Genomic DNA, 11,557 nt, shown 5'->3' on the forward strand with positions numbered 1-11,557 from the left:
TGGCGGCCCAGCGGATGAGGTTTGGGCGTGTGCACGGGCAGCAGGGGCGAGAGGCGCGCCCAGAGCGTATCGGAAATCGTGAATTCTTGCGTCGTGGCCATGCCGCGAAAGTACCACTTCTTTAACTCCTATTCGGATAGACTCTTAATGGGAACGTCTAAATCCTACGGCGGGCCCAAAGGCCGCACGCCCTTACTTCCCCCCTGGGCTCCGCCGCCCCCMCCCGGCGACCCCGACGGCCCAGTTCCACCGCCAGGTTTGCCTGACTCACCGGCTCCATCAAGCCCGTTGCCAGCTCTACCTGCGGATGGTATTCCCCCTGCTGGTCCGCCACCCGCCGATGGTACACCGCCAGCACCTGATCCACCGGCCCCACCAGCGTTTCCTTTGGCTCCTGACACTTCCTGGACTTCGCCCAAGATAGCTATTGGCAAGTTCGCTTCTTCGGGCGGCGGTGCAAAGGCATTCGGCCCCGTCGCTCGAAACTATGTGCGGGCCCAAGGTGGTCCACGCCAGGCTACCCGTGGCTCCGCGAGAGGCGTGCGCACGGCGCAGTTTCTGGCTGGTGCCCTTACCGCCTTTGTGCAGGGCGGGGAACCCGCCCTCAGTCAATTCATAGGGCGTGACTTCGTCGGACGTAGCGCCGACGAAGTGCTGGCGGCCTTGGTTGATGAACTGGCCCCGAGCGGCGCGCAAAATGAAGATGCTGCCGCCCGGGATGCTGCCTGCATGGTGCTCGAAGACTTATTTGTCCGCTATTCAGTCGGTACGGCTGGTCTCGCTGGCTTGGCAACCCTGGACATGGCAGAAGTTGGAAAGGTGGTGGTGCAGTACGTCGCCACCTACATTTTCACCCGACTTATGCAGGTACTGGCCATCCGCCTTGAGCGCAACGATTTAACTCCAGCTGCCGCTTGTCGCATGGAGCGCGACATCCGCGGCTATGTCATTGACCGGGTAGAGCAGGAAGTGACTCCACCTCAGGTAAATAATATCAGTTTCACAGCCGACGAAGGCAAACGCATTGTGGAGCGTGTGTTCAACGATGCTTATTCCATTATTGAGGTATGGGAGGAATAACTTGGAACGCCCTGGTCTTGGGTAAAGACGAAGCCGCACCCACGCCGCTTCCCCCGCACACGGTAGTCATCCCGCTCGATATCGCAGACCCGGACAAGTTCCGCTCGGACGTGCTTTCCACTCTCATACAACAACAGCTAACTCTGCCGCCTGCCGCGAGGGACTTGTACCGGCTGGCAGCTGCTGCCTTTGCTTGCGATGTTAGCTTTCCTCGCGCCACTGCTTACGATAGTTGGACTCGCCACATCCGGCTGTCGCTGAGCGTGACTGACCTGGCGCTTTGGCAAAATGCTCAGCAGCGAGTAACCGACTTACTTACCTATTTGTCTGGCGACCAGTGGGAGATTACGTTCACGGCTTATTCGGACCCGGTCCCTGATTTAGTGGAAGCTACCGACTCGCCAGCGCCAGCTACACCAGCCATAGCGCCGTTTAAGCCCGATGCGGTGTGCTTATTCTCGGGCGGCCTGGACTCCTTCATTGGCGCAGCCGATCGATTAGCTGCCGGCCAAAAACTCACGCTCGTGAGCCACCACGGTGCTGGCTCCGCTACGCACGCAAGCCCGGCACAAACCAATCTGAAAGGGTTGATGCGCCAACATTACCCGAATCAGTTTCAAGCCTACTCCTTCAATGTGGACCCACGTAAGGGCCTGACGGGCAGCGCCGAGCCTACTACCCGAAGCCGGTCGCTAGTCTTTTTAGCGTTGGGGGCGTTAGTGGCCGCTACTCAACAAGCGCCTACACTCTATATCCCTGAGAATGGTTTAATTACGCTAAATATACCGCTCACGTACAGTCGTTTGGGCAGTTCTAGTACGCGCACTACGCATCCTCACACGCTGCATCTGTTTCAGCAGGTGCTCGACGCTTTGGGCATTGGCGTCAAAGTCGAAAATCCGTACCGGTACGCTACCAAGGGAGAAATGCTGGCCAGTGCCAGCAATCAAGCCTTGGTGGAGGCTGGTTTACCGCACACCATGTCGTGTGCGCATCCTACGGCTGGGCGTTTCCAGGGAGTTGGGGTGCGCCATTGCGGCTACTGTGTCCCCTGCATTATTCGGGCGTCGGCCGAGCACAGAGCTGGCATCAGCGGACCTACCTATTTGGCTCCTTACCGCTACGATATTCGCCTGCGGAATCTCGCCCAAGCTAATCTCACGGACCAAAAAAATCGTGACCTGCGGGCATTTCAAATGGCTATTCTGCGGGCCCAGCAACAACCGCCCGGCGCTGCTTGGGTATTGCGGTCTGGCTCCTTGGCCAGCGACAGCGCCAATATCGCCAAATACGTGGGTGTGTATACCCGCGGCTTGCGCGAAGTGGAAGCTTTTTTAAATAGCTAGCCGCATTTTCAAATCGTTTTTCACGCCGTGAACTCCTTCGACACTCACTGCCACCTCGATTTGTATCCCGACCCGCGCGCGGTGGTGCGCGAAGCCGAGCGTACGCAAACCTACGTGGTGGCCGTCACCAATACTCCGTCAGTATTCCAGGCCACGCAGCAATTAATTGGCAACTCGCGTTTTGTACGGCCGGCGTTAGGGTTACATCCCGAACTGGCCGTAGAGCGCCGGGGAGAGTTGCCGCTTTTTCAACAATTATTGCCCCAGACGCGCTACGTGGGCGAAGTAGGTCTGGACTTTGTTTCCAACGACAAGCAAGTGCGAATCACGCAACAGCGGGTTTTTTCGCAGATTCTGGAATGGTCTCATTTAGCCGGCGATAAAATACTGACCATTCACAGCCGGCGAGCCGAAAAGGAAGTAGTAGAGGCCATTGGAGCTAATTTTCGAGGTGCGGCCATCCTGCATTGGTATTCCGGTTCGCTTGCTGTCGTCGAGCAGGCCCTAGCCAATGGTCTCTATTTTTCGATTAACCCCGCTATGACTCGCAGCAAGCGCTTTCCCGACCTGCTACGCTTAATTCCGATTGATAGGCTGTTGACGGAGACGGACGGGCCATTTGTGCAAATTGGCCAGCGTGTTGCCTTGCCGCCAGATGTCGCTCAAGTATCAGTTATTTTGGCATCAACGTGGCAAATCACTCCTGAGGAGATGACTAAAGTTCTTTTTGCTAACCTCCGCAGATTGTTAGTTACGCCGAGTTGAGTCTTGGTACTCATCTCACTACGTTATTAAAATTCCACCCATTTTTTATGAATCGTGCCCCTGAGATTACCGCCCAAGCTTTCTTTAAAATCGCACAGCCGCACTCGGTTTTGAAAGCCGATATCGTAAGCAAATACGTCATCGCATGGGCCAACATAATTATTCGGGGGAAACTGCATTTCAAGAAAGAGGCCCGCGCTTATGTAGTGGATTTGTTTTCGGGGTGCGGCCAGTATGAGGACGGCACCAAGTCCACTCCGATTAAAATTATCGACGAGGCTTTGAAAGCCGACCACTTGCGGGAAAATCTCATCTTGCGCTTCAACGACAATCAGGTAGAAATGATTGAGCGGCTGCAAGGCCATGTGGCCGCCATCCCCGGCGTGACAAGCTTCAAAAACAAAATTGGCTACTCTACCTACGATGCCGAATCGCCCGAAGTCCTTTCGTGGTTTACCAAAAACAACCAAGGCCCGCGCTTGCCAATGGTCGTGTTCATCGACCCGTTTGGTTACAAGGAAATCAGCCGGGAGCTACTACGCTCCATGATTCAGATTCCACAATCAGATATCCTATTTTTCTTCAACTACCGCCGCGTCAACGCTGCGCTCGGCAACGAGCAGTTCGAATCGAATATGAATAAAATATTCGGTCCCGAACGAGTGCAGCGAATCAAAACAGAGTTAGCGACTGCCCGTCCTGCTGAGCGTTCCGAAATAATTATTCGCCACCTTGATGAGTCGTTGCGCGAGATAGGGGCCAATTTCGTGGTGCCCTTTGTAGTAGTGCAGGAAGACGAAGAACACATTTCGCACTATATCGTGGGTATCACCAAGCACGAGAAAGGATTTGAGCTGATGAAAAAGGTGCTCAAGCAGCATACCACCATCGGCCCGCGCAGCAGAGCCAAGTTTGGCCACGATTTGGCTAGTGTGGAGCGCGACAAGCAGCACAGCATGTTCGACGCGCTGCCAGACCCCATTGGGGAATTAGCCGCGCAAGTTTACCAGGCGTACACTGGCCGCATCATTACCTTTGGGCAGCTGTACAAGCAGCACCACCCGACTGCCCATTATACCGAGTCGGAATATAAACAAGCTGTGCGTCGCCTGCTACTTGACAAGCGGGCTTACGCTTTGGATGAGGAAACGAAACCCTCCCGCAAGACTATTAAGGGGGAGCAAGCCGTTCCGGAGCATCTTAGTATCAGGTTTATGTGATTTTCCACCGTTGGCTTTTTTTGTTCAATACTAACTAATTTAGCGGCGCACTAAAAGCTAACAACGATGGCACAATCAAGCATTGAGTGGACCGAAATGACCTGGAACCCTACCACGGGGTGCGATAAATTGTCAGCCGGCTGCAAATTTTGCTATGCCGAGGTCATGACTAAGCGCCTCAAAGCGATGGGGCAGGAGAAATACGCCGATGGATTCAAGGTCATTCGCATCCACGAAGCGGAGCTGGCGCGCCCGTTCACGTGGCGCAAGTCCAAAGTGGTATTCGTAAACTCCATGAGTGACCTGTTTCATGTGAATGTCCCCTTACCCTTTATTCAACGTGTATTCGACACGATGAACCGCTGTCCCCAACACACGTTTCAGGTGCTTACTAAACGCGCCGAACTGCTGGCCGAACATTCTGCACATCTAACTTGGTCGCCCAATATCTGGATGGGGGTTTCAGTTGAAGACTACCGCGTTCGGCACCGCATTGATTATTTGCGGCAGTGCGGGGCCCACATAAAATTTTTGTCACTTGAGCCCTTGCTCGGCCCCCTACCTGACCTCAATCTCGACGATATCAATTGGGTCATTGTGGGAGGAGAGTCTGGCCGTAACCCTCGACCGATGGAAGAGGCTTGGGTGGAAGACATTCGGCTGCAATGTGAGGCGGCCGGGGTAGCCTTCTTCTTCAAACAGTGGGGAGGAATTAACAAAAAAGCTTCCGGTCGTTTGCTCAACAACCGTACTTATGACGCCATGCCGGCGCAATTAGAACCCTTGGAGCAACCCGCGTGAGTACCTATGCACAAGAGTTTTCAAGGGCCTTACTTCGGTCGCAGGAGGCTGGCTTGCACGTGCCAAATTGCAAACTGGAGTTAAACCGCCGATGGCTCTCAGACCGGGCGCAGGCAGAATTTCCCTATGTACTGCGACATACGGTAGGAGAATTAGATTTCGCGGAAATCAGCGCTCACTGCCTGTCACTGAATCTTGAGCTATTGTCCGCCGTCAGCCGCTGGTTGGGATGCGAGGTATTCTACACGTTGGGCTGGGTTGATGATGAAACCGAGAACGGACTATTCTACTTCGACGAAGTATTCATTCGGGACGTTATACGCACCAAGTACTCCAAAAACACCATGAAAATCCATGCATGGCTGACCCTGCCGAGCCTGGAAATTATTGATATAACGCTGTTCACCACTCTAGCCTTCGCTAAGAAACAGCCCACAATGCTTGGGAGGGTAATTACACGACACCCGGATTACATACAAGGCATGGCTTACAAACCAATGCTAGTGGGCGACGACTTCTTACGGCAAACTGGGGTACTGAAGAACGAAAACGAACGATAGTCTGCCCGCTTACCCTACCACTGCCCGCGCCCGCAGTGCCCCGATGGCTCAGTCCGAAAGGGCTGAGAAAATCGTGGGCTAGTTCAAGTAGCTTCCGCGCTCCTCCGCTTACTCGGCGGTAACAGTCAAAAAGTAGATCACCTCAGTCTACTTACCACCGGCCTTAAACGTCACGGCTTGCTACAGCATGTAGTCATCCTGGGCTGGATTGTCCATAGTCGGGTAGGGGCGCGGAATACCCAATAAATCATATAAATCCTGGAGGAACAGGCCATAGTTAGCCCGCTCTGCGACGCCCGATTTCAGTTGGTGGGTTTCAAGGTTGATATAATGCACGATGCAAAATAATCTCTTTTTACCAAGCGGGACTCTTATCTTTTTGCAGAGTTGCTAAACAATTAATAACTGATGTTACGCACCGATTGCGTCTGTGCTTCAGGAAACCACTTCGGTTACTTCTGAAAAGGGTCTTTCCGGTCAGCTTGGCAATAGGGTGCGTAACATCAGTTAATAAATAGGCCCGAAAAACCCGGCTTTTTTACTTGCGTTCAGTTAGAGCTAGCCTTGCTGTAATTTTTAGGTTAAATTCTCCAGTAGCCTACAATCATTACGCTACAGCGAAAAAAATAAGTATTCCTTCATTGCTTTTAGCTGCCTAACCTTTTCTATTTTTACGGTTCCATTTCGCTAATACTTCTACCCATTCTTATTTTTTATGCGAAAAATCTACCTTGTTATAAAATTACTACTATTACTATCCACAGCTGCGCAAGCGCAAAAAGTTGCCGCAGTTCCTACCATACCGGCGGACACTGTTTACTTTGACCACGATTGGGAAAACACCTCCCACCCCGAGGACCGGGTGTACGCCCGCATTGCCCGCCACGATACGCAGGGCCGTACCGTCGGTACCGTGCGCGACTATTTCTATCCTTCCTGGAAAAAGCAGTTTGAGGGCAAACTACTGCAGGAGAAGCCCGATAAAGCATCCGGGTTATGCACGGGTTGGTACGAGAATGGCAAGTCGCATTTTAAAGGCACCTTCCTGCAGGGAGTACAGCAGGCCGATTACCGCGAATGGGGCGAAACAGGCCAGGAAATCAAAACTACTTATGCTTGGCATGAGGTTCTAAGCACCGATGCGGTCAAACTGCACTCGTACTACAACTCCGGCAGTTCCCGGCAGGTAATTCCCATTGATTTACCAGAAGGTACCGTTGGCGTCGTCTACAAAGTGGATATTCGGGACGAAGACCAGCCGCCGGTCAGTTGGAGTACCGCCCTAACGCTAGCCGCCTCCATCGCCACTGCCCCCACCGGTGCCGGGCCGGCTCTACTGCTTTCCGTCGGGGCCAAAGCGCTGTCCTCGGAAAGCCAGTCAGCCCCGGCCGTAACTACCAAGTGCCGCTTTTTTCTAGTCGACGACGAGGGGTTGACGGTGCCATTCATTACCTATGCCACTAAAGGCACGATGCCCCCGGCAACCCAGTGCTTGCAGCAAGCCATCAATCGGGGCCAGGAAACCCGGGAGTTGGTCTTGCCTGCTGGGACCAGAAAGCTGTATTTCGCGGTGCAGAACGACAACATGCGCACTTCCGCCCGAATGAAGCTTACTATCAGCGCTTTGCAAGCAAGCAGACAATAAGCCCACTATTCTGGAAATATTCCCTTTACTTGGTCCAATATGCTTGTGTATTAGACCGCGAAACTTGTCCTGAGAGGATAACAACAGGTGCCTTCGACTACAAAACGGGTGTACCACATAAGGCATATTTGCTTGGCAGCTTTCTGAACATTTTACGAGAAATATAGCAGGTTTAGAGTCTCCAGCAGACTCTTTGCCGCGTTATTGGTGTTCACTATCTGTGCTCCCATCCCCTCCCAAAGACGTTCTGCGCGTCAACATTATCTCCACGATGGAGATCAACTATTAGTGTCAGGCCCTAAACTGCGCCGAAACTCGGCTGCGCAACGCCGTACTTGCTGTGGGGCCTACAGCAGCCGACGTGCGGGCACACTTGCAACGGTAAAAATATCTTTCTCGGCGAGGTCTGAACTTTGGGAGATGAGTTTCTGAGAGACAAGGATTGTCGGTTCTCTCTAAAAGTCGTATCTTTGACTTACAAAAAAAGTATCCGCCACATCGGCTCTGCCGATGCTGTTTGGTTGGTACCGTAAAATTCTTCGGTCACAAGCTCTGGCTTGCTGTTTGACCGGAAGCCCACCCCGCTGAGGGTGGGTTTTTTTTTGCCTGCTTACCGCTCTATGCCGCCCCGCCCCATCCGCCACTTCACCAAGCCCGCTATCGACTTCCAGCAGCAGTTGCAGAAGCTACAGGCTCGGGGCCTGGTAGTAGCAAATGAGCCGCGGGCCCTGCGCTACCTGGCCAATATCAGTTACTACCGGCTCAGCGGTTATTGGGGCAGCTTCTTGGTGCCTGGCACCAGCCGCTTTGAGCCGGGCACTACCCTCGACGACCTGCTGCATCGCTACCAGTTCGATAAGCAACTACGCCTGCTCTGCCTGGAAGCCATTGAGCGGCTGGAAATTTCCTTCCGTACCCAACTCATCTACCACATCACCCGCTACACCGGCGACAATAACTGGTATGAGCAGGCTCGTTTTTTCAAGCGCAGTACGCCCGCCGAGCAAGCGGCGTCGACCCGGCTGCTCTCTACCATCCGGGGGGAGCTGGACCGGGCCAAAAGCAAAACCTTCATCGCCGATTACTATCGCTTCTACGACCAGCCCCGTAACCCTCCCGCCTGGATGGTATTGGAACTGCTCTCATTTGGCACGCTCTACAATCTGTTCAATCAGTTTGTCGATACCACCCCCAAGCTGGCTATTGCCAACCACTTCCATTTAGCACTTCGCGTATTTGATTCCTGGATGCAGAGCATCAACGGCGTGCGCAACAAGTGCGCCCATCACGACCGGCTGTGGGACATCGCCATGAAGCCGATGCTCTCTAACCAGCGGGGCCACGCCGGCTACTGGCTCACGGAATCTAATGTGACGGCCATCAACACCAAAATGTACTACACCCTTTCCATCTTCAACTTCCTGATGGTGCAGGTTAGTCAAAGTTCCAGCTTTGGGCGGCGCGTCGTCGCCTTATTGCACGAATACGATATGCTTACTTTAGGATTGCACCGGCAGTACATGGGTTTCCCGGCAGGCTGGGACCAGGAAATTATGTGGCTGGAGCTGTAGATGCCGGTAAAATCACGATTGGGGCCTCTTCCATCTCTACCATCATTTTAGCTAAACGTATTCTACCTCATTCGATTCCACTCTAGGCCTGACCTATGAGAATGTGCTACGTCTGTTACAGAGATATTCGCGCGTTTGGAAGTCGGCTGTCCTACCGGAACTGCTCGACGACTGCTTCGCGAACTAATTGCATCGTGTATTATTGCCCTGTCGTCAAGCAGGGAGATTAAGCGGGAAGCTGACGCGTAGACAGGTACTCCGCCGCTTCCTTACTCAGTGGGTGGGTGCACCAATAGCCGAACTGGGCCAGCAACAGGTCATCGGAAGCCGGGTCACGGTAGCCCACCGCTGGGAATTCCTCGACGGCTGCGGCCGTGCGAGCTGCTTCCGGCAGGAAGCAGGCAAAATCGTACGGGACAAACAACTCCCGCATATGGATAAACTGCTCGGCACCGAAATTACAGTAATAGGGCTCGGGCTGCGCGGAGGAATGCGTGATGGGCGCGAAGGCTCGCACGAGTTCCAGTAAGCACTGGGCATCGCGCACATGTGTTTGCAGATAGGTGGCCAGGGAACCGACCCCGTCTTGTTGTTTAACCCAGAGCATTAATAAAAACCGAGTTTGTGCAGGATATACGTTGAATAAGGGCTTGCCTGCGGCATCGGCCAGGGCACGGGCGAGTAGCAACGATTCAGTTCGGGTCTGCAGGGCTGGCCCTACCGGCTCCCCTATTCTACCTGGCCGCAGCAATTCTCGGGCTACTTCGTACACAAAGCTGAACGTAACGTTATTGGCGACTACCGCTTCAAGCACCGGAATTTGCTCAGCTTCTTCCAGGCGGAAGGTCAGCAGGTTCGCAACTAAATGAGTGGCATCAAAGTGGCGATGAAATAAGTTGTTGGTGTAGCGTTGCTTGTCTAGCAGCGCTTCTTCACAGCCGGCCATAAGGTGAATCAGTGTGCTTGCCTGCCGGGAGGTGAACTCGTTGCGCCGGAAGTAGAGGCGCATATATAAATCGCCGAACCGGCCATCATCCAGCACTTGACGCCATAGTCGCTCGGCCTCGGTCAGATTGTGGCCCAGAGCCGTAAGTAGTGCGTCGTAAAATATATCGGACGTTTCGCCCTTGGTGACAGCGTAAGAGAAGTAACGGTGGAAATAATAAGAAGAACCTATGCTTTTGGTGTTGAACAACTCCTCGTGGTCATTTAGGCGAGAGTAATTGGACCAAAGCTCCCGCAGCTTAGGAAATGTATCGGCGAGTATCGCCTGCACGGCGGCTTTCTCCTGGGGTAAGTAAGCCTGTAGGTGCTGCTCGAAGAAAGTAGTATGCCGGGCTTTTTCGTCTTGAACTGAATGGCGAGGAGCCTCAAAGCTGCCAATGAAGTAGCGCGGGTGGTCACGTATCAACTCGTATAGAGCGGGATAGAATAGCTTTACGGCTTCAATGAGCAGCAAATCCTGATAGTTGACTTCGTGCTCCAGCAGCGGCAGCACGAAGGAAATGCTGTTGATGTAGCGCTTGGCCAGACGTGGGGTGGTGAAGCGCAGCAGGAAGTGCTCGTTAAACCGCGTGCGAAATTCCTCTAGCTGGTCCACGGGGATGGCCACGTTTGTACTGTCGAGCGCCTTGTTGAGCAGCTCAAACAGATAGTCACGTAAATCGGCACGGGAAGCCTGGGGCAGGCGTAGCGGTATCTGGATAATCTTTTCTAGAAAGTCGTGCCCCGCCTGCGGGTTACCTTCCCCAAATCGCTCGCCTAAGGCCGCGGCCACAATTTGATCGTCAAAGCAGAGGATATAGTGGGTATAGGGGAAATCGGCCGTCAGCTTTACTAGGCGAAATACGGCATGAATTTCCGCCTTTTCCAGCCGGTCAATGTCGTCGATGATGATCACGATCTTCCGCTTGGAGTCGCGTAGCAACTGCTCGATGCGTTCCTTCAGGGTTTCCAAGGGCACGTCGGATAATGCTTTACCCAGCCCAGAGGCGGCATCAGCCACGCCTGAGATAGGAGTTGCCTTGAGTACGGCCGTGTATTGCGCATATTTAGAAATCAGCTTACCTAGGCTCTCCTTGCGGGAAAAGAACCGCCAGCGGTTGGCCTTTGACAAGGGCTTAAGCCGGTCGGCCAGGGTGGTGAAGAAAGCCAGTAACAGGGACTGCTCGTCGGAAAAGCGCCAGGGATTGAACGGGACAACGATCGTATCGCTCTGGGCGGCCAGCTCCTGGGCGATAAAGTTCATCACTGAGGTTTTACCCTCGCCCCAGGCCCCGTACACGCCCAGCGTGATGCTGGTGCTGTCGCGGCGCTCTGCCAGCACCCGGGCGACGCGGCGGGCAAACTCATAGCGCTGAAAATAGTCGTCGGGCTGCGTTGCGACGGGCTTGTCAGCCGAAAAGTCGAATGGGGGCATAACTAGTGCTTAGTCAGGTAAGTTAGCCAACAAAATAAGGGAGTCGGAGTTGAGATGATATGGCCCGTCCCCTGACTCCCTTTATCCTGCCGGCTGCTGATCAGTCTGCCCTCGAAAAGTTCACGCGTACCGGTCGCCGGCCCGTGCGGG

10 protein-coding genes and 1 pseudogene are annotated in these 11,557 nt (G+C 53.8%); 9 read left to right on the forward strand and 2 right to left on the reverse strand.

Annotation, left to right across the window (positions count from 1 at the left end; genetic code table 11):
- Positions 1-387: 387 nt before the first annotated feature.
- From qatB to D0T11_RS20780, 6 genes are all read left to right on the forward strand, one after another.
- Positions 388-1,080, forward strand: coding sequence for a Qat anti-phage system associated protein QatB (gene qatB / locus D0T11_RS20755; RefSeq protein ID WP_182888539.1), 693 nt, complete (start codon positions 388-390; stop codon positions 1,078-1,080).
- A 17-nt stretch (positions 1,081-1,097) separates the two neighbouring features.
- Positions 1,098-2,426, forward strand: coding sequence for a Qat anti-phage system QueC-like protein QatC (gene qatC, locus D0T11_RS20760; protein WP_147374765.1), 1,329 nt, complete (start codon positions 1,098-1,100; stop codon positions 2,424-2,426).
- 27 nt (positions 2,427-2,453) lie between these two features.
- The gene (qatD, locus tag D0T11_RS20765) at positions 2,454-3,191 is read left to right on the forward strand and encodes a Qat anti-phage system TatD family nuclease QatD (RefSeq protein WP_182888540.1); all 738 of its coding nucleotides are present in this window, start codon (positions 2,454-2,456) and stop codon (positions 3,189-3,191) included.
- A gap of 47 nt (positions 3,192-3,238) precedes the next feature.
- Entirely contained in the window at positions 3,239-4,411 is a 1,173-nt protein-coding gene (gene tcmP / locus D0T11_RS20770; RefSeq protein ID WP_119657731.1) for a three-Cys-motif partner protein TcmP, read from the forward strand.
- A gap of 66 nt (positions 4,412-4,477) precedes the next feature.
- Positions 4,478-5,212, forward strand: a complete 735-nt coding sequence (locus D0T11_RS20775) for a DUF5131 family protein (protein ID WP_119657732.1) — start codon at positions 4,478-4,480, stop codon at positions 5,210-5,212.
- Positions 5,209-5,772: a hypothetical protein gene (locus tag D0T11_RS20780; protein ID WP_119657733.1), complete on the forward strand. Its 564-nt coding sequence runs from the start codon at positions 5,209-5,211 to the stop codon at positions 5,770-5,772. The genes D0T11_RS20775 and D0T11_RS20780 overlap by 4 nt, the downstream gene beginning before the upstream one ends.
- A 180-nt stretch (positions 5,773-5,952) precedes the next feature.
- Here D0T11_RS20780 and D0T11_RS22750 read toward each other — a convergent pair whose 3' ends face one another.
- Entirely contained in the window at positions 5,953-6,108 is a 156-nt protein-coding gene (locus D0T11_RS22750; RefSeq protein WP_182888541.1) for a hypothetical protein, read from the reverse strand.
- 379 nt (positions 6,109-6,487) lie between these two features.
- Here D0T11_RS22750 and D0T11_RS20785 point away from each other — a divergent pair, with 379 nt between their 5' ends.
- The 3 genes and pseudogenes from D0T11_RS20785 to D0T11_RS20795 all read left to right on the forward strand — a co-directional run bounded on the left by D0T11_RS20785 (position 6,488) and on the right by D0T11_RS20795 (position 8,988).
- Positions 6,488-7,417, forward strand: coding sequence for a toxin-antitoxin system YwqK family antitoxin (locus tag D0T11_RS20785; protein ID WP_119657734.1), 930 nt, complete (start codon positions 6,488-6,490; stop codon positions 7,415-7,417).
- A gap of 301 nt (positions 7,418-7,718) precedes the next feature.
- Positions 7,719-7,802 (forward strand): annotated as a pseudogene (locus D0T11_RS23585) (DUF3606 domain-containing protein); the annotation flags it as partial.
- 235 nt (positions 7,803-8,037) lie between these two features.
- Positions 8,038-8,988, forward strand: a complete 951-nt coding sequence (locus tag D0T11_RS20795; protein ID WP_147374766.1) for an Abi family protein — start codon at positions 8,038-8,040, stop codon at positions 8,986-8,988.
- A gap of 226 nt (positions 8,989-9,214) precedes the next feature.
- Here D0T11_RS20795 and D0T11_RS20800 read toward each other — a convergent pair whose 3' ends face one another.
- The gene (locus D0T11_RS20800; protein ID WP_119657736.1) at positions 9,215-11,407 is read right to left on the reverse strand and encodes a KAP family P-loop NTPase fold protein; all 2,193 of its coding nucleotides are present in this window, start codon (positions 11,405-11,407) and stop codon (positions 9,215-9,217) included.
- Positions 11,408-11,557: the final 150 nt, after the last annotated feature.

The sequence above is a fragment of the Hymenobacter rubripertinctus genome, assembly GCF_003583925.1.
In the GTDB taxonomy this organism is placed as follows: Bacteria; Bacteroidota; Bacteroidia; order Cytophagales; family Hymenobacteraceae; genus Hymenobacter; species Hymenobacter rubripertinctus.

Excerpts from the sequence above, each read along its gene's own strand:
- tcmP (WP_119657731.1), top strand. The coding sequence starts at position 3,239 with ATGAATCGTGCCCCTGAGATTACCGCCCAAGCTTTCTTTAAAATCGCA.
- D0T11_RS20785 (WP_119657734.1), top strand. The coding sequence starts at position 6,488 with ATGCGAAAAATCTACCTTGTTATAAAATTACTACTATTACTATCCACA.
- D0T11_RS20800 (WP_119657736.1), bottom strand. The coding sequence starts at position 11,407 with ATGCCCCCATTCGACTTTTCGGCTGACAAGCCCGTCGCAACGCAGCCC.
- D0T11_RS20775 (WP_119657732.1), top strand. The coding sequence starts at position 4,478 with ATGGCACAATCAAGCATTGAGTGGACCGAAATGACCTGGAACCCTACC.
- D0T11_RS20795 (WP_147374766.1), top strand. The coding sequence starts at position 8,038 with ATGCCGCCCCGCCCCATCCGCCACTTCACCAAGCCCGCTATCGACTTC.